Below are 21,278 nucleotides of genomic sequence, written 5' to 3'. Positions count from 1 at the left end.
TACGAGATCTTGGCGGCAACGTAGTTCAGGCCCAACGAAAAGGTCAGCCCGACCATGATGGCGGCGGCCGCCAGATCGACCGCGTCACGGCGGTCGAGCGTATCTGTGGCGACGCCCACCGCCGCTAGTCCTCCGCGCTCGCGTCGTCGAAACCGAGCAGGTTCCAGCTCTGGCGCATATGCGGCGGCATCGGTGCGGTGACGTCGACAAAGCCCTTGTCGGGATGCGGGATGACGATGCGGCGCGCGTGCAGATGCAGCCGGTTCTGCATGCCGCCTGGAAAATCCCAATTGGTGTCGGCCTCGAAATATTTGGGGTCGCCGATGATCGGGCAACCGATATGGGCGGCATGGACGCGAAGCTGGTGGGTGCGCCCGGTATAGGGTTCCATTTCCAGCCAGGACAGGGTCTGCGCCGCCTGCTCGACGATGCGGTAATAGGACACGGCGTGATCGGCGCCCTTTTCGCCATGCTTGGCGATGCGCACACGATCGCCGTCGGGCGTCGGTTCCTTGATCAGCCAGGTCGAGATCTTGTCCTCGCGCTTCGGCGGCACGCCCTTGACCAGCGCCCAGTAAGTTTTCTTCGTCTCACGCGCCCGGAACGCTTCGGCGAGCTTCATGGCGGCGAGCCTTGTACGGGCGACAACCAGCACACCCGACGTGTCGCGGTCGAGCCGGTGCACCAGACGCGGCTTCTCGCCCTTCTGGTTGCGCCAGGCTTCCAGCATGTCGTCGACATTGCGGGTGACGCCAGAGCCGCCCTGGACCGCCAGGCCGGCCGGCTTGTTGAAGACGAAGACCTTCGGGTCCTCATGGATCAGCATCTTTGCCAAAACGTCGGCGTCGCCCTGGTTGCGGATCGAATGACCGGTGAGCGGGCTTTCACCTTTCTTGTCGACTTCGAGCGGCGGCACTCGCACCGTCTGGCCGGCTTCGACGCGGGTATCGGCCTTCACCCTGCCGCCGTCGACGCGGATCTGGCCGGAACGCAGCAGCTTCTGCAGATGACCGAAACCGAGACCGGGGAAATGGCTCTTGAACCAGCGGTCGAGCCGCATGCCCGCCTCGCCGGCGTCCACTGTGATCTGTTCAACGCCTGCCATGATTCCAATCGCCGTTTTGCAGGCATGCAACGGCATTCGCCGGTACCCGCAATCTCACTCGGTTATTCGTTGTCGGTTCCATATTGCAGAACCTGAACTTTCTCCAGCGTAATCAAACCACTTGTCATGATTGTTTCAAGCACGGGCAGGAAAGCGGCCAATTTTTCCTCGTCATCGACGATCTCGATGACGAGTGGCAGATCCTCCGATAGGCGGAGGATCTTCGTGGTGTGAAGCCGGCTGGAATGGCCGAACCCCATCGCGCCGCGCAGGACGGTCGCGCCGGCGATCTGCATTTCGCGGGCCCTCAGCACGATAACCTCATACAGCGGACGGCCATCTGCCTTGTCGTTTTCGCCGATAAATATGCGCAGCAATTGTGCCTGTGTTGGTATCTTCATTGCCTGGACCCTCTCAGCCGGTTGAGCCGAACTGCAAAGATGTGGCCAAGCCAGACGGCGGCAAGCCAGGCCACCACGGAGATCGCGATATTGAGTCCCGCCGCCACAAGCCTCCCGCCTTGCGCGAGGGTGAGTGTTTCAAGGCTGAAAGCGGAGAAGGTCGTCAGGCCGCCGCAGAAGCCGGCCATGAAGAATTGACGTTGCAGCGGACCGGCGAAGACGCGACCATCCGGTCCCGTCAATGTCGCGTAGAAGCCGATGAGGAACGAGCCAACAATGTTGACGAGGAGCGTGCCGAAGGGAAATCCAGCGCCCCACAGGGCAGTGCTCGTCGATGAGGCAAGCGCCCGCAACACACCGCCGATCATGCTGCCTGCGGCTACGGTCGCATAGAGCCGAACCGTTTCGTTGGTTCTGCGACGGCCAATGAGGCGCGCCGCATGCCCTGCCGCGGCAGTGTCCGTCCCGTCGTGGCGGAGCTTCCGCGGGCCGCTCACGGCGCCCCGCCGCCAATCAGAAGACTTCCCGCAGCAAAGCCCAGCGTCACGCCGCCGAGGCTCAGAAAAACCGAAAGCAGCACATTTCCGCCGGCGCGCCGCCATTCGCCCTCGCGCGCCAGCGCCAGCGTCTGCAGGCTGAAGGAAGAAACCGTGGTGTAGCAGCCGAGGCCGCCGGTAACGGTAAAGACCCAGATGGCGGGCATGCCGTCGCGCGCCACCGCATGCGCAACGACACCGATTGCAAACGCTCCCGAGACGTTGACGGCCATAGTGCCCCAGGGAAAGGTCTCGCCGACCCGGCGGGCGACGAAGCCGGACAGGAAGAAGCGGGCCATTGCACCGATCGCGCCACCAAGGCAGACAAGCAACAGATGATACATCGTGCTCCCTCGCGCCGGTCACACCACGGTGTCAGGCGGCTCCGGCCTTCTTCGGCTTGCTGGAGCCGATCATCTTCCAGTTCTTGTAGAACATGGCATTGATGCGCTCGACGCTGACCGAAACGATGGCGAGAAGAGCGGCGATCAGGCCGGGGAATGGCGATGGCCGGATGATGTCCATGAACACGCAGTAGCGGCGCCCATCATATTCGTTGACCGAGCGGTGCAGCAGCGTGTCGTCGAAAATATAGAGCGGATTGTCGTGCCAGTAGTTCCTGGCGTTGTTGCACTCGACGAAAACCTCGGCCTTCACCGGGAGAAGATTGTAGAGAATGCGCAGGCTGAGCCGCAGCGGTCCGAAATGCCAGGAGGTCGATTCCTTGCCCCTGAACACCGACACGGCGATGGTCTTGATATATTTGAAATCCTTGTTGAATTCGGCGACGTTGTCGATCTTGTGCTTGCCGTACCACTGGTAGACATACATGCCGCGCCGGCCGCTGCCGAAATTGGCGTCGATATCGGCGATGATCTCGTCCTTGCGCGCCTTGAAGACGTCCAGAACCTCGTTGACCTCACGCTGATAGTCCGGAGGAAACTGGTCCAGTTTCCAGACACCGCGGTTTCTGTAGCACAGAAGATCGACCAGCAGATTGAAGGGCGAAAGCAGCCAGGTGAAGATGCCGTTGCCGAGGAAATAACCACTGAACAGCGCCCAGTTCTTGTTGTCATTGCGCAACACGTCGACCAGGCCGAGGACAATGAAAATTGTCGTCAGGATGGGAATGAAATAGAAGCCGAGCGCCAGCAGCGGGATCGCTATGGCGAACTTCCGAAGGGTCTTGCGAGATTTTTTTGTCATTTTTCCACGCGCCAGGCGCGATTCCGTTCTGAATATCGTCGGTACGTTTCTGGCCTGTCCGCCAGCCGAAGGCGCATCTTGATAGGGTTTTTTATCCCGCCAGACAACGGCGATCACACCACTGTGCGGTCGGCAGCTACTTTTCCCGCTCGCTGCGCAGCTTCGCCCAATAATCCAGCCGCTTCCTGATATCGCGCTCGAAGCCGCGCTCTGGCGGGTCGTAGAATGTCTGCCTTCCCATCTTCTCCGGAAAATAGTCCTGGCCGGAAAAAGCGTCGGGCTCGTCGTGGTCGTAGCGATAGCCGGCGCCGTAATCTTCCTGTTTCATCAGCTTGGTCGGCGCATTGAGAATGTGCTTGGGCGGCAGCAGCGAACCGAATTCCTTCGCCGCCTGTGTGGCGGCCTTGAACGCGGTATAAACTGCATTGGATTTCGGCGCGGTGGCGAGATAGACGGTCGCCTCGGCGAAGGCCAGTTCGCCCTCGGGCGAGCCCAGATAGTCATAGGCGTCCTTGGCGGCGTTAGCGACGACGAGCGCCTGCGGGTCGGCCAGCCCAATATCCTCCATCGCCATGCGCACCAACCGGCGCCCGAGATAAAGTGGATCTTCGCCGGCGTCGAACATGCGGGCGAGATAGTAGAGTGCCGCGTCGGGGTCGGAGCCGCGCACCGATTTGTGCAAGGCGGAGATCAAATTGTAGTGGCCGTCCTGTCCCTTGTCGTAGATCGGCGCGCGGCGCTGGACGATGCGCTGCAGGGCTTCGGCGCCGAACACCTCCTTTGATTTCGCTGCGCGCCAGACTTCTTCGGCGAGCGTCAATGCCGCGCGGCCGTCGCCGTCGCTCATGCGGATGAGCATCGCCCGCGCGTCTTCATCGAGCGGCAGCGCCCTGCCCTCTGCCTCCTCGGCCCGCGCCAGCAGCTTGGCGATACTGTCCTCGCCGAGTGAGTGAAAGACCAGCACACGCGCGCGCGACAACAGCGCGGCGTTAAGCTCGAAGGACGGATTCTCCGTGGTGGCGCCGACCAGCACGACGGTGCCGTCTTCCATCACGGGCAGAAAACTGTCCTGCTGGGCGCGGTTGAAGCGATGGATCTCGTCGACGAACAGCAGTGTCTGGCGGCCGTTGGAGCGGCGCAGCTTCGCTGCCTCGAACACTTTCTTCAGGTCGGCAACGCCGGAAAACACCGCCGAGATCTGTTCGAAGGCGAGGCTTGTCTCGCCGGCAAGCAGCCGTGCGACCGTGGTCTTGCCGGTGCCGGGCGGGCCCCAGAAGATCATCGAGCCGAGCGAGCCGGAGCCGATCAGCCGCGTCAGCGCGCCGTCGGGTCCGGTCAGATGCTCCTGGCCGACGACCTCGCCGAGGTTCTTCGGGCGCAGACGGTCCGCCAGCGGCCTGCCGGGCGGCGTCTTCGGTTCATCGACACTGAACAGATCGGCCATGCAACTTCTTCTGCCTGGAGCCCGATCATGCTGACGTTCGGGCTCAGTAACGCAACACCTGGCGCAGTATCTGCCCGCCGCGCTCGACGGTAAAGCGCCACCAGCGCGTATCCTGCTGGGCTACCTGTTCCAAGGTCGCCGCCTTGTCGATCGTCAGGCCATTGACCTCACGCACGATGTCGCCTGGCTGGAAGCCAAAATCGGCAGCAGGCGAATCGCGGTTGATGTCGACCACGGTGACGCCTTTGACATCGGTGCGCAGACCGAGCCGTTGGGCAAGCCGTGGCGACAGTTCAGCAACCTTGGCACCGGAAAACGGGCTGCGGCCGCGCAAAGTGAGTTCCGCAGCTTTGGCGCCCTCAGGCGGCCGTTCCAGCGCGATGTCCATCGTCGCCTGCTGACCCTTGCTCAGAACGCCGAAGCTGGCATTCGTACCAATCGAGAGCGTCGCCATCCGGTAGTCCAGCGCCCCGACGCTCTCGACCGGCTTGCCGTTGAGCGACAGCACCACGTCGCCCGGCTTGAGCCCTGCCTTGGCGGCGGGTCCCGCCTCTTCGACCGAAGAAACCAGCGCACCGGTCGGTTTGTCGATGCCAAGCGATTCGGCAATCTGCGGCGTCACCGCCTCGAACTCGGCACCGGCATACGGCCGCTCGAAGAAGTCGAGCCCGGCCTTAGCCGCGTCGGCGAAGGCGCGAACCATGTTCGAAGGGATGGCAAAGCCGATGCCGATCGAGCCGCCGCTACGGCTATAGATCGCCGTGTTGATGCCGATCAGCTGCCCTCCCATGTTGACCAGCGCGCCACCGGAATTGCCGGGGTTGATGGCGGCGTCGGTCTGGATGAAGAAGCTGGAATCGGAGACGCCGATATGGCTGCGCGCCACCGCCGAAATGATGCCGCTGGTGGTGGTCTGGCCGACACCGAACGGATTGCCGATCGCCAGCACCAGATCGCCGACCTCGAGCGCGTCGGAATCGCCGATGGCGATCACCGGGAACGGCTTGTCAGAAGAAATCTTGAGCACGGCGAGGTCGAGCGTCTCATCCTTGAGCAGCACCTTGCTGTCGAATTCGCGCCCGTCGGCGGTCGCGACCTTGACCTGGTCAGCGTCCTTGACGACGTGGAAATTGGTGACCACGACACCGGTCGGATCGACCAGCACCCCCGAACCGAGCGAAGACTGCGCGCGCGGCTGCGAGCGGCCGAAGAACTCCTCGAAGAACGGATCGCCGTCGAAGGGCGACGTCACCTTGGCGGTCTGCGAAGCGTAGACATTGACCACGGCCGGCGCCGTCTGCTTGACCAGCGGCGCGAAGGACAGTTGCACCTCCTCGCGGCCGAACGGCACGCGCTTGTCGGGGCCTGAAGTGGCGTTTTCGCCTTCGACGCCATGCAGCAGATCGGTTAGCACGTCGGACAGACCGGGATCTGGCTTGGCCTCCTCCGCCAGCGCGTGCCTGGCCGCCGGCACGACGGCCAACGCCATCAAGGCGCAGATCAGAACAATGGACAGCCGTTTAACGCGCATTCCGAATCCTCCAAGTCGGGCGCCATTGTCCTGACGATTGTGCAAAATGAAAGGCTAAGCCGCTGAAATCGGATTATTTTGGGTAGTCGCCGCAAAAACCGGTGACAAAACCCCTACCAGCCCTGCCCGGTACCTTCGGAAACAGAAAAAGGGGCCCGGAGGCCCCTTTTGAACTTCTCAGAAAAACCAAGCCTTATGCGGCTGCGGCTTCCTCTTCGGTGCCTTCGGCCTCGATGCGGGCGCGATCGCCGGCGCCCTTGGCCGAGGTGTCGCGGTCGACGAACTCGATGACCGCCATTGCCGCGTTATCACCGTGGCGGAAGCCGGCCTTCATGATGCGCAGATAGCCGCCGTTGCGGGTGGCATAACGTGGCGCGATGGTATCGAACAGGCGCTTGACGACGCCTTCATTGCCGATCTGGGCAATAACCTGGCGGCGGGCGTGCAGGTCGCCGCGCTTGCCGAGCGTCACCAGCTTCTCGACGATCGGACGCAAATCCTTCGCCTTCGGCAGCGTGGTGAGGATCTGCTCGTGCTCGATAAGCGACACGGCAAGGTTGGCAAACATCGACTTGCGATGGCTTATGCTGCGGGCGAACCGGCGGCCCTTAAATCCGTGGCGCATGGCTCTTCTCCTTCATTGCGGTTTCAAGAGGCCTGAGCCCCAGTTGGTTAGCCGCATGATCTTGTCCGAAAAGTCTGCAACTTTTTGCTGCGCTGACCTTCGGTTCGGGATCATGCTCAATATTGGTCTTCGTAACGCTTGGCGAGGTCTTCGATGTTTTCCGGCGGCCAGTCCGGCACTTCCATGCCGAGATGCAGGCCCATCGCCGCCAGGACTTCCTTGATCTCGTTCAGCGACTTGCGGCCGAAGTTCGGGGTGCGCAGCATCTCGGCTTCGGTCTTCTGGATCAGGTCGCCGATATAGACGATGTTGTCGTTCTTCAGGCAGTTGGCCGAACGCACCGAAAGCTCGAGCTCGTCGACCTTCTTGAGCAGCGCCGGGTTGAAGGCAAGCTCGGTAACCTGTTCGGCGGCGACTTCCTTCTGCGGCTCGTCGAAATTGACGAACAGGCCGAGCTGGTCCTGCAGGATGCGAGCGGCGAAGGCCACCGCGTCCTCGCCCGAAATCGAACCGTCGGTCTCGATGGTCATGGTCAGCTTGTCATAGTCGAGAACCTGGCCCTCGCGGGTGTTCTCGACCTTGTAGGAGACCTTCTTGACCGGCGAATACAGGCTGTCGACGGGGATCAGCCCGATCGGCGCGTCCTCGGCGCGGTTACGGTCGGCCGGGACATAGCCCTTGCCGGTATCGACGGTGAATTCCATGCGGATTTCAGCGCCCTCGTCCAGCGTGCAGATGACGTGGTCGGGATTGAGGATCTCGACGTCGCCGACCGTCTGGATGTCGCCGGCGAGAACCGCGCCCGGTCCCTGCTTGCGGACGACCATGCGCTTGGGGCCGTCGCCTTCCATGCGGATGGCGATTTCCTTGATGTTCAAAACGATGTCGGTCACGTCCTCGCGGACGCCGGCGATGGACGAGAATTCATGCAGAACGCCGTCGATCTGCACGGCGGTTACAGCCGCGCCACGCAGCGAAGACAGAAGCACGCGGCGCAGCGCGTTGCCGAGGGTGAGGCCGAAGCCGCGCTCGAGCGGCTCGGCGACCAGCGTGGTCAGCGTCTTCTTCTTCGACGAGAACTCGATCTTGTTCGGCTTGATCAGTTCTTGCCAATTTTTCTGGATCATAGTGCTTTCCTTCCGTTGTCCCGCCACCATCCAATCGTGGCGGGCGACCTGGAATGCCGTGGAGGAGCGCCCTTGAGGCGCTCGCGCGGCGTTCGGTAAATTCTTTAGACGCGGCGCTTCTTGCGCGGGCGGCAGCCATTGTGCGGGATCGGCGTCACATCACGGATCGAGGTGATGGTGAAGCCGGCAGCCTGCAGCGCGCGCAGCGCCGATTCACGACCGGAGCCGGGTCCACAGACCTCGACCTCGAGCATGCGCATGCCGTGTTCCTGGGCCTTCTTGGCAACATCTTCTGCGGCCATCTGGGCAGCGAACGGGGTCGACTTGCGCGATCCCTTGAAGCCCTGGGCTCCGGCCGACGACCAGGCAATCGAGTTACCCTGCGCGTCGGTGATGGTGATCATCGTGTTGTTGAAGGTCGAATTGACGTGGGCAACGCCCGACGAGATGTTCTTGCGTTCGCGACGGCGAACACGAGCGGCTTCCTTGGCCATGATGGTCCTTTCAGTTGATCTCTACACCGCCGTAATGCCAGCGGCTCCACCAGGGAGAAGGCAGTAGGGGAATATGGCAGTAGGGCAGTATGTCTGCCGTTCCTATTGCCTTACTGCCCTACTCCCTTACTGCCCTAAATTACTTCTTCTTTCCGGCAATCGACTTAGCCGGGCCCTTGCGGGTGCGCGCATTGGTATGCGTGCGCTGACCACGAACCGGCAGCGAGCGGCGGTGACGCAGGCCGCGGTAGCAGCCGAGGTCCATGAGTCGCTTGATGTTCATCGACACTTCGCGGCGCAGATCGCCCTCGACCTGGTAGTCGCGGTCGATGGTCTCGCGGATCTGCAGCACTTCCGCGTCGGTCAGCTGGTTGACGCGGCGCTCGGCCGGGATGCCGACCTTGTCGACGATCTCCTGGGCGAACTTCTTGCCAATGCCGTGAATGTATTGAAGCGCGATGACGACGCGCTTGTTGGTCGGAATATTGACGCCGGCTATACGAGCCATGTTCTTCTCTTCTCCATATAGGCCGGACGAGCCGGCGCTTCAAGTTGCCCCGCGTCCGGTGGAGGCCGGCCCTTGCGGGAGTTTCCAGTTCAAAGCGGCCTGCCTTGCCCTTGCGGACAAGCAAGCCTCATGCCTGATAGGAAGACGGGCCGCCATACCCCAGCGGACCGCTCCAGTCAAGCGCAATCATTCGATTCTCTAGCCGGCCGCCTGGCCGACTGTCCGGGTCGTCGCCCTGAGCACCGCCTCGATCTGCTGCGTCACCGCATCGATGTCGGCCATGCCATCGACGCCCCTGAGTTTGCCCTTGGCGTAGTAGTAGCCGATCAGCGGCGAGGTTTTCTTGTAATATTCCCTCAAGCGTTCCTCGAACACCGCTGGGCTGTCGTCCTTGCGCACCGGCAGGCCTGCGGCCTTGGCGTCTTCGGCGCGCTTGACGATTCGGCCAACCAGCGCCTTGTCATCGACGACAAATTCGATGACAGCGTCTAGCTCCAGTCCGCGATCCGACAGCATTTCCTCAACGGCGTCCGCTTGCACCAGAGTTCGGGGATACCCGTCAAGGATGAAGCCGTTTGCGCAATCAGCTTGATCGATGCGCTCGGCCACGATGGCGTTGACGATAGCGTCGGACACCAGTTCGCCAGCGTCCATCACCGCCTTGGCGCGCTTGCCGACTTCGGTGCCAGCCTGGACAGCAGCACGCAGCATGTCCCCCGTGGAAAGCTGTGGGATGCCGTGTCGTTCTACCAGTCTTAGTGCTTGTGTCCCCTTGCCCGCCCCCGGCGGTCCAAGCAATATCAACCTCATCTGGCCTTTTTCCCCCCGCGCAGCTTCGACTTCTTGATCAGGCCCTCATACTGGTGCGCGATCAGGTGACCCTGAATCTGCGCCACCGTATCGAGCGTTACACTGACCACGATCAGGAGCGAAGTGCCACCAAGGTAGAACGGTACGCCAGTCGCTGAAATCAGGAACTCGGGCAGCAGGCACACCAGCACCAGATAAATGGCGCCGACGACGGTGATGCGGGTGAGCACATAGTCAATATAGTCCGCAGTGCGCTCGCCCGGACGATAGCCCGGGATGAAGCCCGAATGCTTCTTGAGCTGGTCGGCGGTGTCCTTCGGATTGAAGACGATCGCCGTATAGAAGAAGGCGAAGAACACGATCATCGCCGCGTAGAAGGCCATATAGAGCGGCTGGCCGTGGCCGAGCGCCGCCAGGATGGTGCTGGCCCATGCAGGCATATTGGTGGTCTGCGAGAAGCCGGCAACCGTTGCCGGAAGCAGCAGCAGCGACGAGGCGAAGATCGGCGGAATGACGCCGGAGGTGTTAAGCTTCAGCGGCAGATGCGAGGTATCGCCCTGGAACATGCGATTGCCGACCTGGCGCTTGGGATACTGGATCAGCAGGCGGCGCTGGGCGCGCTCGAAGAAGACGATCAGCGCGATGACGATGATGGCCAGCACGATGATCGCCAGGATCAGGCCGGTCGACAAGGCGCCGGTGCGGCCAAGCTCCAGCGTGCCGGAGATGGCGCGCGGCAGGCCGGCGACGATGCCGGAGAAGATGATCAGCGAAATGCCGTTGCCGATGCCGCGAGCAGTGATCTGCTCGCCAAGCCACATCAGGAACATGGTGCCGCCGACCAGCGTGACGACGGTAGAGATGCGGAAGAACATGCCGGGATCGTTGACGATGCCGTTGCCGCCCTCAAGCCCGACCGAAATGCCGTACGCCTGAACCAGCGCCAGAAGCACGGTGCCGTAGCGCGTGTACTGGTTGATGATCTTGCGGCCCTGCTCGCCTTCCTTCTTCAGCGCTTCCAGCGACGGAATGACCGAGGTCATCAGCTGCATGATGATGGAGGCCGAGATATAGGGCATGATGCCGAGGGCAAAGATCGCCATGCGCTGCACGGCGCCGCCGGCGAACATGTTGAACATGCCGAGCACGCCCTTGCTCTGCGACGAGAAGGCCTGGGCGAAAGCGTCGGGATTGATGCCGGGCAGCGGGATATAGGTGCCAAGGCGGTAGACGAGCAGCGCGCCGATGGTGAACCAGATGCGCTTCTTCAGATCCTCGGCTTTGGCGAAGGCCGAAAAATTCAGATTCGAGGCTAGTTGTTCAGCAGCCGAAGCCATGCCTGATTCTCCGCTTGGTCACGCTCGATGCCCGCAGCTCAGGCGGCGCGTGTCACCGAAGCTCACGAGATAAGCTCCGGACTGCAAACATGCAAGCGGCCGCGTTGATGCGGCCGCCACATCTGTCAGATCAAAGCACGACCGCAGGCAAAACCGAATTCCACCTTTGCCGGCCGTGCTTCAAATTGCCGTTACTCGGCGGCTGCCTTCTCAGGCAGCTTCACCGAGCCGCCGGCCTTTTCGATCTTCTCGATCGCGGCCTTGGAGGCTCCGGCCACTTCGAAGGCAAGCTTGGCCTTGATGTCGCCGTCTGAAAGGATGCGCACGCCGTCCTTGACGCGACGGATGACACCTGCCGCAACCAGCGCCTCGGCTGTTACAACTGTCTTAGCGTCGAGCTTCTTGGCATCGAGCGCCGCCTGGATGCGGGCCAGCGACACGACGGTGAAGCTCTTGGCGAAGATATTGTTGAAGCCGCGCTTCGGCAGGCGGCGGTAGAGCGGCATCTGGCCACCCTCGAAGCCGTTGACGGCGACGCCGGAGCGCGCCTTCTGGCCCTTGACGCCGCGACCGGCGGTCTTGCCCGAACCGGAACCGATGCCACGGCCGAGACGCTTCTTGGAGTGCGTCGCGCCGTCCTTGTCACGCAGATCATTGAGTTTCATCTGGGTTCTCCTGCGCTCTGGCTCAGCCCTCGTCCACGACGCGGACGAGATGCTGGACGGCAGCGATCATGCCGCGCACCGAGGGCGTATCCTCCAGCGTGCGCTGCTTGTGCATCTTGTTGAGGCCGAGGCCGACCAGCGTTGCGCGCTGCTCCTTCGGCCGGCGGATCGGCGAACCGATCTGCTCGACGGTGATGGTCTTGGTTGCTTTCTTGGCCATGGTCAGATCCCTGGTCAGCGTCGACTATTCTTCAGCCGCAACGGCGGTGCCGCGGCGGGCCTGAAGGGTCGAATACTTGATGCCGCGCGCGGCAGCCACATCCTTCGGATGCATCTGGCTCTTCAGCGCGTCGAAAGTGGCGCGAACCATGTTGTAGGGGTTCGAAGAACCCATCGACTTGGCGACCACGTCATGCATGCCGAGCGTCTCGAAAACGGCGCGCATCGGGCCGCCGGCGATGATGCCGGTACCTTGCTTGGCGGCGCGCAGCAGAACGCGTCCCGCGCCCCAGCGTCCCTCGACGTCGTGGTGCAGCGTGCGGCCTGAGCGCAGCGGCACGAAGATCATGTCGCGCTTGGCCGATTCGGTCGCCTTGCGGATCGCCTCCGGCACTTCGCGCGCCTTGCCGTGGCCGAAGCCGACGCGGCCCTTCTGGTCGCCGACGACGACAAGTGCCGCAAAGCCGAAGCGCCGGCCGCCCTTGACGACTTTGGCGACACGGTTGATGTGGACGAGCTTGTCGACCATGCCGTCGTCGCGCTCTTCGCGATCACGGCCGCGGCCGCCATCCCTACGTTCCTGTGCCATATCCTGTTCCTTGTTTTTTTCCGGAAGCACGGTTGATGATGATATCCGGCACCTCTGCGGGTCGCCGGGGGCGAACACTCTTTTTTCCTTCGCATGATCTTATCCGAAAAGTCTGCAACTTTTTGCTGCGCTGACCTTCGGTTCGGGATCATGCTCTAGAAGCTCAGACCACCTTCACGGGCAGCCTCGGCCAGCGCCTTGACGCGGCCGTGGTAGATATAGGCGCCGCGGTCGAAGACGACTTCCTTGACGCCGGCCTTCGAGGCGCGTTCGGCGATCAGCTTTCCGATGGCAGCTGCAGCCGCGGTGTCGGCGCCGGTCTTGAGCGAGCCCTTGAGCTCCTTCTCGAGCGTCGAAGCAGCCGCGATGGTGTGGCCCTTGGCGTCGTCGATCACCTGGACATAGATGTTCTTCGACGTGCGATGGACCGACAAGCGCGGACGATCGCCGGCAACCTTCTTGATCTGGCGGCGGACGCGCTGGGCGCGGCGTTGGGTGGATTCTTTCGAGCCCATGATATCAGTTCCTTGCCTTCAAAAACGGGGGCAACCATATGCGGTAGGACGAGCCTCCCGCGACCGCTCCCCGCGGCGTTAAAATTACTTCTTCTTGCCTTCCTTGCGGACGATCTTCTCGCCAGCATAGCGAACGCCCTTGCCCTTGTAGGGCTCGGGGCTACGATACTCGCGGATCTCGGCGGCGACCTGGCCGACCTGCTGCTTGTCGATGCCGGTCACCGTGATTTCCGTCGGCTTCGGCACCGAGATCGTCACGCCCTGCGGCGTCTCGTAGACGACGTCATGGCTGAAGCCGAGCGCCAGCTGCAGGTTCTTGCCTTGCATGGCGGCACGATAGCCGACGCCGGTGATCTCGAGCTTCTTTTCGAAGCCGGCCTTGACGCCCTGCAGGATGTTGACGATCTGCGTGCGTGACATGCCCCACTTGGAACGGGCAGTCTTGGTCTGGTCGCGCGGCTGGACAGCGATCTCGCTGCCTTCCATCTTGACCAGCACTTCGTCGTTCACCACGAACTTCAGCTCGCCCTTCGGACCCTTCGCCGTCACGGTCTGGCCGTTGACGGTCGCGGTCACGCCCTGCGGCAGCGAAACGGGTTTCTTTCCAATACGAGACATTTTGTTGTCCTCGTCACTTCTCTTGTTTCAGGTCTCGGCTTTCGGGACTAGATCCCGAAAGCCTGTTTCCAACCGGGTCACATACCAGATCAGAAGATCTGGCAGAGGATTTCCCCGCCGACATTCTGTTCACGCGCTTCGTGGTCGGCCATCACGCCCTTCGGCGTCGAAAGGATGGCGATGCCGAGGCCGTTGGCGACGTGCGGTATCGATTTGGCCGAAACGTAGACGCGGCGGCCGGGCTTCGAGACCCGAGCGATTTCGCGCACCACCGGCGCACCATCGAAATACTTCAGCTCGATCTCGATTTCGGACTTGCCGTTGTCGAAGTCGGTCTGGCTGTAGTCGCGGATATAGCCTTCCGCCTTCAGCACGTCGAGGACGCGGGTACGCAGGCGCGAGGCCGGCGTCGAAACGCTCGACTTCTTGCGGCCATACGCGTTGCGGATGCGGGTCAGCATATCGCCGAGAGGATCGCTCAATGACATGTTATGTCCTCCTTACCAGCTCGACTTGACCAGGCCCGGGATCTGGCCGTTATTGCCGAGATCACGAAGCGCGATACGCGATACTTTGAGCTTGCGATAATAGGCACGCGGACGTCCGGTGACTTCGCAGCGGTTGCGGATGCGGGTCTTGGCCGAGTTGCGCGGCAGCGCCGAAAGCTTCAGCTGGGCGCGGAAGCGCTCTTCCATCGGCTTGGACTGATCCATGATGATCGCCTTGAGCACCTTGCGCTTGGCAGCGAACTGGTCCGCAAGCTTGCGGCGCCTGTTGTTCTTCTCGACTGAGCTGGTCTTTGCCATTTCAGATTTTCCTTTTCTCGCTGCCGTTACTGGCGGAAGGGGAAGTTGAAGGCCTTGAGCAATGCCCTGGCTTCGTCGTCCGTCTTCGCAGTCGTACAAACGATGACGTCCATGCCCCAGATCTGATCAACCTTGTCGTAGTTGATCTCCGGAAACACGATGTGTTCCTTGATGCCCATGGCATAGTTGCCACGGCCATCGAAGCTCTTCGGATTAAGTCCGCGAAAGTCGCGGACGCGCGGCAGTGCGATGTTCACGAGGCGGTCGAGGAACTCGTACATGCGTTCCTTGCGTAGCGTGACCTTGGCGCCGATCGGCATCTTCTCGCGGACCTTGAAGCCGGCGATCGAGTTGCGAGCGCGGGTGACAACGGCCTTCTGGCCGGCGATCATCGCAAGGTCTTCCGCCGCGATCGAAGGCTTCTTCGAATCGCCAGTCGCCTCGCCGACGCCCATGTTCAGCACGATCTTGTCGATGCGCGGAACCTGCATCTCGTTCTCGTAGCCGAACTGCTCCTGCAGCGCCTTGCGGATGGTCTCGTTGTAGACCTGCTTGAGGCGCGGCGTGTTCTGGGCAGTTGCCTGCTTGGTTTGAGCCTTAGCCATTGATGACTTCTCCCGAGCGCTTGGCGACGCGCACCTTCTTGCCGTCCTTCTGGAAGATGAAGCCGACGCGGGTCGGCTTGCCATCCTTGGGGTCGGCCAGCGCGATGTTCGACAGCTGGATCGGCGCTTCCTTGGTGATGATCCCGCCCTCTTGGGACTGGGACTGCTTCTGGTGACGACGGATCAGGTTGACGCCGCGCACCAGCGCGGTGTCATCCTTCGGCTGTACCGAAAGGACTTCGCCCGAACGGCCTTTGTCCTTGCCGGCCAGCACGACGACCTTGTCGCCTTTTCTAATCTTTTGCATTGGTCCGGCTCCTTACAGCACTTCAGGCGCGAGCGAGATGATCTTCATGTGGTTCTTGGCGCGGAGTTCGCGCGGAACCGGTCCGAAGATACGCGTGCCGATCGGCTCTTTCTTGTTGTCGACGAGAACGGCTGCGTTCTTGTCGAAACGGATCACGCTGCCGTCCGGGCGGCGGATGTCCTTGGCCGTGCGAACCACGACCGCCTTCATCACATCGCCCTTCTTGACGCGGCCGCGCGGGATGGCTTCCTTGATCGACACCACGATGATGTCGCCCACGGAAGCGTATTTCCGCTTCGAGCCGCCCAGCACCTTGATGCACATGACACGACGAGCGCCGGAATTATCCGCGACGTCGAGGTTTGTTTGCATCTGAATCATGACTGGCCGCCTTCTTCTTTTCTAACGGGACGGGTCTCTCACCCCTCCCCGGTCTGTCCAAAATTCGTTTCGTTGGCCCTGATCAGGCCTGGTCCGAAGACACCACGACCCAGCGCTTGTCCTTGGAAATCGGCTTCGATTCCTGGATGAACACCTGATCGCCGACCTTGTGGGCGTTGTTCTCGTCGTGCGCCTTGTACTTCTTGGTCATGCGCACGGTCTTCTTCATCACGGGATGCGTGAAGCGCCGTTCGACCTTGACGACAACCGTCTTCTCGTTCTTGTCGCTGACGACGGTGCCCTGCAGAATGCGCTTTGGCATGGTTTTCGTCCTTAAGCCTTCTTGGCCGCGGACTTTTCCGCAGCGATGGTCTTGATACGCGCAATGTCCTTGCGGACCTGCCTCACGCGGGCGGTCTTCTCAAGCTGGCCGGTGGCCTTCTGGAAGCGCAGGTTGAACTGCTCCTTCTTCAGGCTGGCCAGGTCGTCGGTCAGCTGGTCCTGGGTCTTGGTCCGGATGTCTTCGGCTTTCATGATCAGCCCGTCCTTATTCTGCGATGCGCTGTACGAAGCGCGTCCTGACCGAGAGCTTGGCCGCGCCGAGACGCAGCGCCTCACGGGCGGTTTCCTCGTTGACGCCGTCGATCTCGAACATGATGCGGCCCGGCTTGACGCGTGCCGCCCAGTAGTCGACCGCGCCCTTGCCCTTACCCATACGGACTTCGGTCGGCTTCGACGTCACCGGCACGTCCGGGAAGATACGGATCCACACGCGGCCGGCACGCTTCATCTCGCGGGTGATCGCGCGGCGAGCCGCCTCGATCTCACGCGCGGTGACGCGGTTCGGCTCAAGCGCCTTCAGCCCGAAACCACCGAAATCCAGGTTGGTGCCGCCCTTGGCGGTACCGTGGATGCGGCCCTTGAACTGCTTGCGGAACTTTGTGCGCTTTGGCTGCAGCATCGTTCTAACTCCAAATTCCTAAATGTCTTACGCGTTTTCGCGACGGCGACCGCGTTCGCGCTCACCACCACCGCCATGCGCATGATCGCCCTCGGTGGCGCGGCGCTCCGAAGCCATCGGGTCGTGCTCGAGGATCTCGCCCTTGAACACCCAGACCTTGACGCCGCAGATGCCGTAGGCCGTATTCGCCTCGGCCGTGCCGTAGTCGACGTCGGCACGCAGCGTATGCAGCGGCACGCGGCCTTCACGATACCATTCCATGCGCGCGATCTCGGCGCCGCCGAGACGGCCGGCGCAGTTGATGCGGATGCCTTCGGCACCGAGGCGCATCGCCGACTGCACGGCACGCTTCATGGCGCGGCGGAACGCGATGCGGCGCTCGAGCTGCTGGGCGATCGACTGGGCGACCAAGGTCGCGTCGATCTCCGGCTTGCGCACTTCGACGATGTTCAGATGCGTCTCGGACTTGGTCATCTCCATCAGCTTCTTGCGAAGCTTCTCGATGTCGGCGCCCTTCTTGCCGATGATCAGGCCCGGACGCGCCGCATGGATGGTGACGCGGCACTTCTTGTGCGGACGCTCGATCACGACCTTCGAGATCGCAGCCTGCTTGAGTTCCTTCTCAAGATATTTGCGGATCTTGATGTCCTCGTGCAGCAGTTTGCCGTACTCGCCGGTGTTCGCGAACCAGCGCGAATCCCAGGTGCGGTTGATGCCGAGACGCAGACCGATCGGATTGACTTTCTGGCCCATTATGCGGCCTCCCCTTTTTCTTCGACTTCACGAACGACGATCGTGAGGTGCGAGAACGGCTTCTCGATACGGCTGGCGCGACCACGGCCACGGGCATGGAACCGCTTCATGACGATCGACTTGCCGACATAGGCTTCCGCCACGATCAGCGCATCGACGTCGAGGTCGTGGTTGTTTTCCGCGTTGGCGATCGCCGATTCCAGCGTCTTCTTGACCGTGCCGGAAATCCGCTTGGCCGAGAATTCGAGGTCGGAAAGCGCTGTCGCGACCTTCTTGCCGCGGATCAACGCGGCAACCAGGTTCAGCTTCTGCGGGCTGATACGGATCGTGCGCAACACGGCGCGCGCTTCGTTGTCAGCAAGCCTGCGCGGAGCTTTGGCCTTGCCCATGATTATTTCCTCTTCGCCTTCTTATCCGCGCCGTGACCGTAATAGGTCCGGGTCGGAGCGAATTCACCGAACTTGTGACCGACCATGTCCTCGTTCACCGAGACGGGAACGTGCTTCTGGCCGTTGTAGACACCGAAGGTGAAGCCGACGAACTGCGGCAGGATGGTGGAGCGACGGCTCCACATCTTGATCACCTCATTGCGACCACCTTCACGAACCTTGTCCACCTTCTTCAGAAGGTAGCCGTCGATGAAGGGGCCTTTCCAAATCGAACGAGTCACTTGGCGTTACCTCTTCTTAGCTCTTGCGCTGATGGCGCGAGCGCAGGATGAACTTGTCGGTCGCCTTGTTGGACCGCGTCTTCTTGCCCTTGGTCGGCTTGCCCCAGGGCGAAACCGGATGGCGGCCACCCGAGGTGCGGCCTTCGCCGCCGCCATGTGGATGGTCGACCGGGTTCATGGTCACGCCGCGATTGTGCGGACGTTTGCCGCGCCACACGGTGCGGCCTGCCTTGCCGTCATTGATGTTGCCGTGGTCCGGGTTAGACACGGCGCCGACAGTGGCCATGCAGGAGCCGTGGACGACACGCTGCTCGCCCGAATTGAGGCGCAGGATCGCCATGCCCTGGTCGCGGCCGACGAGCTGGCCATAACCGCCGGCCGAACGGGCGACCTGAGCGCCCTTGCCGGGCTTCAGCTCGATATTGTGGACGATCGTGCCGACCGGCATCGAAGCCAGCGGCATCGCGTTGCCCGGCTTCACGTCGACCGATTCACCGGCCACGATCTTGTCGCCGGGAGCCAGACGCTGCGGGGCGATGATGTAGGACAGCTCGCCATCGTCATACTTGATCAGCGCGATGAAGGCGGTGCGGTTCGGATCGTACTCGATACGCTCGACCGTGCCGACGACGTCGAACTTGCGGCGCTTGAAGTCGATGATACGGTAGGTGCGCTTGTGACCGCCGCCGATGAAGCGGGCCGTGATGCGGCCGTAATTGTTGCGGCCGCCCGACTTGGTCAGGCCTTCGGTCAGGCCCTTGACGGGCTTGCCCTTGTAGAGGCCCGAGCGGTCGACGATGACCAGCTGACGGGTGCTCGGCGTTACCGGGTTGAATTTTTTCAGTGCCATTGTTCTGTCCTCGCGACCTTGCTCAGAGACCCGTCGCGACGTCGATCGACTGGCCTTCGGCCAGCGTCACAACCGCCTTCTTGACGTCGCTCTGGCGGCCGATCGTGCCGCGGAAGCGCTTGATCTTGCCCTTGCGGACAAGCGTGTTCACGGCCATCACCTTGACGCCGAACAGCGCTTCGACGGCGGCCTTGATTTCCGGCTTCGACGCCTTCTTGGCGACATTGAAGACGACCTGGTTCTGCTCGGAAGCCATGGTCGACTTTTCGGTGATCGCCGGCGAGACGATCACGTCGTAATGACGAAGGTCGGTCATTTGAAGCGCTCCTCGAGAGCCTCGACGGCGGCCTTGGAAAGGACCAGCGTGCCGCGGCGCAGAATGTCGTAGACGTTGATGCCCTGGATGGGCAGCACGTCGATGTTCGGGATGTTGGTCGCCGCCAGCTTGAAATTCTTGTCAAGCTCGGCGCCGCCGATCACCAGGGCGTTGCTCAGGCCCAGCGTCGCGAAATTCGCGATCAGCGCCTTGGTCTTGGCCTCGGTCAGCTTCAGCTCGTCGATGATGATGATCGACGCGCTCTTGGCCTTGGCCGAAAGCGCATGCTTGAGGCCGAGTGCACGCACCTTCTTCGGCAGATCGTGCTCGTGGCTGCGAACGACCGGGCCATGGGCCTTGCCGCCGCCGCGGAACTGCGGAGCGCGAGCCGAATGGTGACGGGCGCGGCCGGTACCCTTCTGCTTGTACATCTTGGCGCCGGTGCGGGCGATTTCCGCGCGACCCTTGGCCTTGTGGGTGCCCTGCTGCTTCTTGGCAAGCTGCCAGCGCACGACGCGCTGCAGGATGTCCTCGCGCGGATCGAGGCCGAAAATCTCTTCGGAGAGCTTCAGCTTGCCGGCGTCCTTGCCGCCAAGCGTTGTAATCTTGAGGTCCATTATTCCGCTCCCTCTGTGGCCGGCGCCTCGTTCGTGGCGGCACCGTCAGTCGCAACGGCGCGGATCGCGGCGGGCTTCGGCGCATTGGCCGGAAGCGCCACCTTGGCCGCGTCGCGGACCAGGATCCATGCACCCTTCGAACCCGGGACCGCACCGCGGATCAGGATCAGGCCGCGATCGGCGTCGGTCGAGACGACCTCGACATTCTGCGTGGTGACGCGGGTGTCGCCCATGTGGCCGGCCATATGCTTGCCCTTGAACACCTTGCCCGGATCCTGGCGCTGGCCGGTCGAGCCGTGTGTACGGTGCGACACCGAGTTGCCGTGCGTCGCGCGGCCGCCACCCATGTGGTGCCGCTTGATGACGCCCTGGAAACCCTTGCCGATCGTGGTTCCCGTCACATCGACCTTCTGGCCGACGACGAAGTGCTCGACGGTGATCTCGGCGCCAACATCGATCATGTTGTCGGCGGAGACGCGGAACTCGGCAACCTTGGCCTTGGGCTCGACGGAAGCGGTCGCGAAATGGCCGCGCATCGCCTTCGACGTGTTCTTCACCTTGGCAAGGCCAACGCCGAGCTGGACGGCGGTATAGCCGTTCTTCTCCTGCGTGCGCTGCGCCACGACCTGGCAGTTCTCCATCTGGAGAACAGTGACGGGAACATGTTCCCCGGCATCGTTGTAGATGCGGGTCATTCCCACCTTCTTTGCAATCACACCTGAACGCATCGGTTCAATTCCTTTAGAGTTCCCTGTCGGGGCTGTCGCCCCTCCACGCCTCTTGTTCCTTCAGAGTTGCGGGTCGCCCCGCTGACCTCTGGTTCCTTAGAGCTTGATCTCGACGTCGACACCGGCGGCCAGGTCGAGCTTCATCAAAGCATCGACCGTCTGCGGGGTCGGGTCGACGATGTCGAGCAGACGCTTGTGCGTGCGCATCTCGAACTGCTCGCGGCTCTTCTTGTCGACGTGAGGCGACCGGTTGACCGTGAACTTTTCGATCCGCGTCGGCAGCGGAATGGGGCCGCGGACGTTGGCGCCGGTGCGCTTGGCGGTCGACACGATTTCCCGTGTCGAGGCGTCGAGCACCCGGTGATCAAACGCCTTCAGGCGGATGCGGATATTCTGTCCGTTCATGCGTCACTTCCTTGTTCTGGCGCGGCGCGGGCAGCGCCCGCGACAGATCGGTTTAAGTCCAAATTACTCTTTGATGGTGACGACGATGCCGGCACCGACGGTGCGGCCGCCTTCACGGATGGCGAAGCGCAGCTTCTCTTCCATGGCGA

General features: G+C 62.2%; 35 protein-coding genes and 1 pseudogene. All 36 read right to left on the bottom strand.

What is annotated here, in order from left to right; all coding sequences use genetic code 11:
- Positions 1-119 (bottom strand): annotated as a pseudogene (locus NKJ73_RS32810) (EamA/RhaT family transporter); the annotation flags it as partial.
- A gap of 5 nt (positions 120-124) precedes the next feature.
- On the bottom strand, positions 125-1,105 hold the full coding sequence (locus NKJ73_RS32805) for an RluA family pseudouridine synthase (RefSeq protein WP_352458558.1): 981 nt from the start codon (positions 1,103-1,105) through the stop codon (positions 125-127).
- A 62-nt stretch (positions 1,106-1,167) separates the two neighbouring features.
- Positions 1,168-1,506: a DUF190 domain-containing protein gene (locus tag NKJ73_RS32800; RefSeq protein ID WP_254817158.1), complete on the bottom strand. Its 339-nt coding sequence runs from the start codon at positions 1,504-1,506 to the stop codon at positions 1,168-1,170.
- The gene (gene crcB, locus NKJ73_RS32795; RefSeq protein ID WP_245274632.1) at positions 1,503-1,874 is read right to left on the bottom strand and encodes a fluoride efflux transporter CrcB; all 372 of its coding nucleotides are present in this window, start codon (positions 1,872-1,874) and stop codon (positions 1,503-1,505) included. The genes NKJ73_RS32800 and crcB (NKJ73_RS32795) overlap by 4 nt, the downstream gene beginning before the upstream one ends.
- Before the next feature lie 125 nt (positions 1,875-1,999).
- Entirely contained in the window at positions 2,000-2,386 is a 387-nt protein-coding gene (gene crcB, locus NKJ73_RS32790; protein WP_352572491.1) for a fluoride efflux transporter CrcB, read from the bottom strand.
- Positions 2,387-2,417: 31 nt separating this feature from the next.
- Positions 2,418-3,248 (bottom strand): aspartyl/asparaginyl beta-hydroxylase domain-containing protein, encoded by an 831-nt coding sequence (locus NKJ73_RS32785; RefSeq protein WP_023675124.1) that lies wholly within the window; start codon positions 3,246-3,248, stop codon positions 2,418-2,420.
- Positions 3,249-3,384: 136 nt separating this feature from the next.
- Positions 3,385-4,692 carry a replication-associated recombination protein A gene (locus NKJ73_RS32780; RefSeq protein WP_352572489.1) on the bottom strand — a complete coding sequence of 436 codons (1,308 nt, stop codon included), beginning with the start codon at positions 4,690-4,692 and terminating at the stop codon, positions 3,385-3,387.
- 43 nt (positions 4,693-4,735) lie between these two features.
- On the bottom strand, positions 4,736-6,223 hold the full coding sequence (locus tag NKJ73_RS32775; RefSeq protein WP_352572488.1) for a DegQ family serine endoprotease: 1,488 nt from the start codon (positions 6,221-6,223) through the stop codon (positions 4,736-4,738).
- A gap of 193 nt (positions 6,224-6,416) precedes the next feature.
- Complete coding sequence (rplQ, locus tag NKJ73_RS32770; RefSeq protein WP_023675127.1) at positions 6,417-6,848, bottom strand: 50S ribosomal protein L17; 432 nt, start codon at positions 6,846-6,848, stop codon at positions 6,417-6,419.
- A gap of 116 nt (positions 6,849-6,964) precedes the next feature.
- The gene (locus NKJ73_RS32765; protein ID WP_023675128.1) at positions 6,965-7,975 is read right to left on the bottom strand and encodes a DNA-directed RNA polymerase subunit alpha; all 1,011 of its coding nucleotides are present in this window, start codon (positions 7,973-7,975) and stop codon (positions 6,965-6,967) included.
- A 104-nt stretch (positions 7,976-8,079) separates the two neighbouring features.
- Positions 8,080-8,469, bottom strand: a complete 390-nt coding sequence (gene rpsK, locus NKJ73_RS32760; RefSeq protein ID WP_006205444.1) for a 30S ribosomal protein S11 — start codon at positions 8,467-8,469, stop codon at positions 8,080-8,082.
- A 139-nt stretch (positions 8,470-8,608) separates the two neighbouring features.
- Positions 8,609-8,977, bottom strand: coding sequence for a 30S ribosomal protein S13 (gene rpsM, locus NKJ73_RS32755; RefSeq protein WP_006205445.1), 369 nt, complete (start codon positions 8,975-8,977; stop codon positions 8,609-8,611).
- 198 nt (positions 8,978-9,175) lie between these two features.
- Positions 9,176-9,787, bottom strand: a complete 612-nt coding sequence (locus NKJ73_RS32750; protein ID WP_352572486.1) for an adenylate kinase — start codon at positions 9,785-9,787, stop codon at positions 9,176-9,178.
- Entirely contained in the window at positions 9,784-11,124 is a 1,341-nt protein-coding gene (secY, locus tag NKJ73_RS32745) for a preprotein translocase subunit SecY (RefSeq protein ID WP_023675130.1), read from the bottom strand. Before secY ends, NKJ73_RS32750 begins: the two co-directional genes overlap by 4 nt.
- A gap of 191 nt (positions 11,125-11,315) precedes the next feature.
- The gene (rplO, locus tag NKJ73_RS32740) at positions 11,316-11,789 is read right to left on the bottom strand and encodes a 50S ribosomal protein L15 (RefSeq protein WP_352572484.1); all 474 of its coding nucleotides are present in this window, start codon (positions 11,787-11,789) and stop codon (positions 11,316-11,318) included.
- Between the two features lie 22 nt (positions 11,790-11,811).
- A complete protein-coding gene (gene rpmD, locus NKJ73_RS32735) occupies positions 11,812-12,009 on the bottom strand; it encodes a 50S ribosomal protein L30 (protein ID WP_006205449.1) in 198 nt (65 codons plus the stop codon).
- A 24-nt stretch (positions 12,010-12,033) separates the two neighbouring features.
- Complete coding sequence (rpsE, locus tag NKJ73_RS32730) at positions 12,034-12,597, bottom strand: 30S ribosomal protein S5 (protein ID WP_006333394.1); 564 nt, start codon at positions 12,595-12,597, stop codon at positions 12,034-12,036.
- A gap of 155 nt (positions 12,598-12,752) precedes the next feature.
- Complete coding sequence (gene rplR / locus NKJ73_RS32725) at positions 12,753-13,112, bottom strand: 50S ribosomal protein L18 (protein WP_023675132.1); 360 nt, start codon at positions 13,110-13,112, stop codon at positions 12,753-12,755.
- A gap of 84 nt (positions 13,113-13,196) precedes the next feature.
- Positions 13,197-13,730 (bottom strand): 50S ribosomal protein L6, encoded by a 534-nt coding sequence (gene rplF / locus NKJ73_RS32720; protein ID WP_352572482.1) that lies wholly within the window; start codon positions 13,728-13,730, stop codon positions 13,197-13,199.
- An 89-nt stretch (positions 13,731-13,819) separates the two neighbouring features.
- Positions 13,820-14,218 (bottom strand): 30S ribosomal protein S8, encoded by a 399-nt coding sequence (gene rpsH / locus NKJ73_RS32715; RefSeq protein WP_006205453.1) that lies wholly within the window; start codon positions 14,216-14,218, stop codon positions 13,820-13,822.
- A gap of 12 nt (positions 14,219-14,230) precedes the next feature.
- Complete coding sequence (rpsN, locus tag NKJ73_RS32710; protein ID WP_023675134.1) at positions 14,231-14,536, bottom strand: 30S ribosomal protein S14; 306 nt, start codon at positions 14,534-14,536, stop codon at positions 14,231-14,233.
- Positions 14,537-14,562: 26 nt separating this feature from the next.
- Positions 14,563-15,141, bottom strand: coding sequence for a 50S ribosomal protein L5 (rplE, locus tag NKJ73_RS32705; RefSeq protein ID WP_008875670.1), 579 nt, complete (start codon positions 15,139-15,141; stop codon positions 14,563-14,565).
- Positions 15,134-15,448: a 50S ribosomal protein L24 gene (gene rplX, locus NKJ73_RS32700; protein WP_254817150.1), complete on the bottom strand. Its 315-nt coding sequence runs from the start codon at positions 15,446-15,448 to the stop codon at positions 15,134-15,136. Before rplX ends, rplE begins: the two co-directional genes overlap by 8 nt.
- 12 nt (positions 15,449-15,460) lie before the next feature.
- Positions 15,461-15,829 carry a 50S ribosomal protein L14 gene (gene rplN, locus NKJ73_RS32695; RefSeq protein ID WP_006205457.1) on the bottom strand — a complete coding sequence of 123 codons (369 nt, stop codon included), beginning with the start codon at positions 15,827-15,829 and terminating at the stop codon, positions 15,461-15,463.
- Between the two features lie 82 nt (positions 15,830-15,911).
- Positions 15,912-16,151: a 30S ribosomal protein S17 gene (gene rpsQ / locus NKJ73_RS32690; protein ID WP_023675136.1), complete on the bottom strand. Its 240-nt coding sequence runs from the start codon at positions 16,149-16,151 to the stop codon at positions 15,912-15,914.
- A gap of 11 nt (positions 16,152-16,162) precedes the next feature.
- The gene (gene rpmC / locus NKJ73_RS32685; protein WP_006205459.1) at positions 16,163-16,363 is read right to left on the bottom strand and encodes a 50S ribosomal protein L29; all 201 of its coding nucleotides are present in this window, start codon (positions 16,361-16,363) and stop codon (positions 16,163-16,165) included.
- Between the two features lie 13 nt (positions 16,364-16,376).
- Positions 16,377-16,790 (bottom strand): 50S ribosomal protein L16, encoded by a 414-nt coding sequence (gene rplP / locus NKJ73_RS32680; protein WP_006205460.1) that lies wholly within the window; start codon positions 16,788-16,790, stop codon positions 16,377-16,379.
- 27 nt (positions 16,791-16,817) lie between these two features.
- The gene (rpsC, locus tag NKJ73_RS32675; RefSeq protein ID WP_023675137.1) at positions 16,818-17,543 is read right to left on the bottom strand and encodes a 30S ribosomal protein S3; all 726 of its coding nucleotides are present in this window, start codon (positions 17,541-17,543) and stop codon (positions 16,818-16,820) included.
- The gene (gene rplV, locus NKJ73_RS32670; protein ID WP_006205462.1) at positions 17,543-17,932 is read right to left on the bottom strand and encodes a 50S ribosomal protein L22; all 390 of its coding nucleotides are present in this window, start codon (positions 17,930-17,932) and stop codon (positions 17,543-17,545) included. Before rplV ends, rpsC begins: the two co-directional genes overlap by 1 nt.
- 2 nt (positions 17,933-17,934) lie before the next feature.
- A complete protein-coding gene (rpsS, locus tag NKJ73_RS32665; protein ID WP_006205463.1) occupies positions 17,935-18,213 on the bottom strand; it encodes a 30S ribosomal protein S19 in 279 nt (92 codons plus the stop codon).
- 16 nt (positions 18,214-18,229) lie between these two features.
- Complete coding sequence (gene rplB, locus NKJ73_RS32660) at positions 18,230-19,063, bottom strand: 50S ribosomal protein L2 (protein WP_023675138.1); 834 nt, start codon at positions 19,061-19,063, stop codon at positions 18,230-18,232.
- A gap of 22 nt (positions 19,064-19,085) precedes the next feature.
- Positions 19,086-19,379, bottom strand: a complete 294-nt coding sequence (locus tag NKJ73_RS32655; RefSeq protein WP_023675139.1) for a 50S ribosomal protein L23 — start codon at positions 19,377-19,379, stop codon at positions 19,086-19,088.
- Positions 19,376-19,996, bottom strand: coding sequence for a 50S ribosomal protein L4 (gene rplD / locus NKJ73_RS32650; protein ID WP_023675140.1), 621 nt, complete (start codon positions 19,994-19,996; stop codon positions 19,376-19,378). Before rplD ends, NKJ73_RS32655 begins: the two co-directional genes overlap by 4 nt.
- The gene (gene rplC, locus NKJ73_RS32645; protein ID WP_023675141.1) at positions 19,996-20,724 is read right to left on the bottom strand and encodes a 50S ribosomal protein L3; all 729 of its coding nucleotides are present in this window, start codon (positions 20,722-20,724) and stop codon (positions 19,996-19,998) included. Before rplC ends, rplD begins: the two co-directional genes overlap by 1 nt.
- 96 nt (positions 20,725-20,820) lie before the next feature.
- The gene (gene rpsJ / locus NKJ73_RS32640; RefSeq protein ID WP_006205468.1) at positions 20,821-21,129 is read right to left on the bottom strand and encodes a 30S ribosomal protein S10; all 309 of its coding nucleotides are present in this window, start codon (positions 21,127-21,129) and stop codon (positions 20,821-20,823) included.
- A 63-nt stretch (positions 21,130-21,192) separates the two neighbouring features.
- A partial coding sequence (locus NKJ73_RS32635; protein ID WP_455749504.1) for an EF-Tu C-terminal domain-related protein occupies positions 21,193-21,278 on the bottom strand: 86 nt, incomplete at its 5' end.

This window comes from Mesorhizobium sp. M0074, from assembly GCF_040322975.1.
Taxonomy (GTDB): Bacteria; Pseudomonadota; Alphaproteobacteria; order Rhizobiales; family Rhizobiaceae; genus Mesorhizobium.
The sequence above is the reverse complement of the archived record's forward strand: the minus strand, read 5'-3'. Positions and strand labels throughout refer to the sequence as shown.

Coding starts and splice junctions, on each gene's coding strand:
- NKJ73_RS32805 (WP_352458558.1), bottom strand. CDS start 1,105: ATGGCAGGCGTTGAACAGATCACAGTGGACGCCGGCGAGGCGGGCATG.
- NKJ73_RS32800 (WP_254817158.1), bottom strand. CDS start 1,506: ATGAAGATACCAACACAGGCACAATTGCTGCGCATATTTATCGGCGAA.
- crcB (WP_245274632.1), bottom strand. CDS start 1,874: ATGATCGGCGGTGTGTTGCGGGCGCTTGCCTCATCGACGAGCACTGCC.
- crcB (WP_352572491.1), bottom strand. CDS start 2,386: ATGTATCATCTGTTGCTTGTCTGCCTTGGTGGCGCGATCGGTGCAATG.
- NKJ73_RS32785 (WP_023675124.1), bottom strand. CDS start 3,248: ATGACAAAAAAATCTCGCAAGACCCTTCGGAAGTTCGCCATAGCGATC.
- NKJ73_RS32780 (WP_352572489.1), bottom strand. CDS start 4,692: ATGGCCGATCTGTTCAGTGTCGATGAACCGAAGACGCCGCCCGGCAGG.
- NKJ73_RS32775 (WP_352572488.1), bottom strand. CDS start 6,223: ATGCGCGTTAAACGGCTGTCCATTGTTCTGATCTGCGCCTTGATGGCG.
- rplQ (WP_023675127.1), bottom strand. CDS start 6,848: ATGCGCCACGGATTTAAGGGCCGCCGGTTCGCCCGCAGCATAAGCCAT.
- NKJ73_RS32765 (WP_023675128.1), bottom strand. CDS start 7,975: ATGATCCAGAAAAATTGGCAAGAACTGATCAAGCCGAACAAGATCGAG.
- rpsK (WP_006205444.1), bottom strand. CDS start 8,469: ATGGCCAAGGAAGCCGCTCGTGTTCGCCGTCGCGAACGCAAGAACATC.
- rpsM (WP_006205445.1), bottom strand. CDS start 8,977: ATGGCTCGTATAGCCGGCGTCAATATTCCGACCAACAAGCGCGTCGTC.
- NKJ73_RS32750 (WP_352572486.1), bottom strand. CDS start 9,787: ATGAGGTTGATATTGCTTGGACCGCCGGGGGCGGGCAAGGGGACACAA.
- secY (WP_023675130.1), bottom strand. CDS start 11,124: ATGGCTTCGGCTGCTGAACAACTAGCCTCGAATCTGAATTTTTCGGCC.
- rplO (WP_352572484.1), bottom strand. CDS start 11,789: ATGAAACTCAATGATCTGCGTGACAAGGACGGCGCGACGCACTCCAAG.
- rpmD (WP_006205449.1), bottom strand. CDS start 12,009: ATGGCCAAGAAAGCAACCAAGACCATCACCGTCGAGCAGATCGGTTCG.
- rpsE (WP_006333394.1), bottom strand. CDS start 12,597: ATGGCACAGGAACGTAGGGATGGCGGCCGCGGCCGTGATCGCGAAGAG.
- rplR (WP_023675132.1), bottom strand. CDS start 13,112: ATGGGCTCGAAAGAATCCACCCAACGCCGCGCCCAGCGCGTCCGCCGC.
- rplF (WP_352572482.1), bottom strand. CDS start 13,730: ATGTCTCGTATTGGAAAGAAACCCGTTTCGCTGCCGCAGGGCGTGACC.
- rpsH (WP_006205453.1), bottom strand. CDS start 14,218: ATGTCATTGAGCGATCCTCTCGGCGATATGCTGACCCGCATCCGCAAC.
- rpsN (WP_023675134.1), bottom strand. CDS start 14,536: ATGGCAAAGACCAGCTCAGTCGAGAAGAACAACAGGCGCCGCAAGCTT.
- rplE (WP_008875670.1), bottom strand. CDS start 15,141: ATGGCTAAGGCTCAAACCAAGCAGGCAACTGCCCAGAACACGCCGCGC.
- rplX (WP_254817150.1), bottom strand. CDS start 15,448: ATGCAAAAGATTAGAAAAGGCGACAAGGTCGTCGTGCTGGCCGGCAAG.
- rplN (WP_006205457.1), bottom strand. CDS start 15,829: ATGATTCAGATGCAAACAAACCTCGACGTCGCGGATAATTCCGGCGCT.
- rpsQ (WP_023675136.1), bottom strand. CDS start 16,151: ATGCCAAAGCGCATTCTGCAGGGCACCGTCGTCAGCGACAAGAACGAG.
- rpmC (WP_006205459.1), bottom strand. CDS start 16,363: ATGAAAGCCGAAGACATCCGGACCAAGACCCAGGACCAGCTGACCGAC.
- rplP (WP_006205460.1), bottom strand. CDS start 16,790: ATGCTGCAGCCAAAGCGCACAAAGTTCCGCAAGCAGTTCAAGGGCCGC.
- rpsC (WP_023675137.1), bottom strand. CDS start 17,543: ATGGGCCAGAAAGTCAATCCGATCGGTCTGCGTCTCGGCATCAACCGC.
- rplV (WP_006205462.1), bottom strand. CDS start 17,932: ATGGGCAAGGCCAAAGCTCCGCGCAGGCTTGCTGACAACGAAGCGCGC.
- rplB (WP_023675138.1), bottom strand. CDS start 19,063: ATGGCACTGAAAAAATTCAACCCGGTAACGCCGAGCACCCGTCAGCTG.
- NKJ73_RS32655 (WP_023675139.1), bottom strand. CDS start 19,379: ATGACCGACCTTCGTCATTACGACGTGATCGTCTCGCCGGCGATCACC.
- rplD (WP_023675140.1), bottom strand. CDS start 19,996: ATGGACCTCAAGATTACAACGCTTGGCGGCAAGGACGCCGGCAAGCTG.
- rplC (WP_023675141.1), bottom strand. CDS start 20,724: ATGCGTTCAGGTGTGATTGCAAAGAAGGTGGGAATGACCCGCATCTAC.
- rpsJ (WP_006205468.1), bottom strand. CDS start 21,129: ATGAACGGACAGAATATCCGCATCCGCCTGAAGGCGTTTGATCACCGG.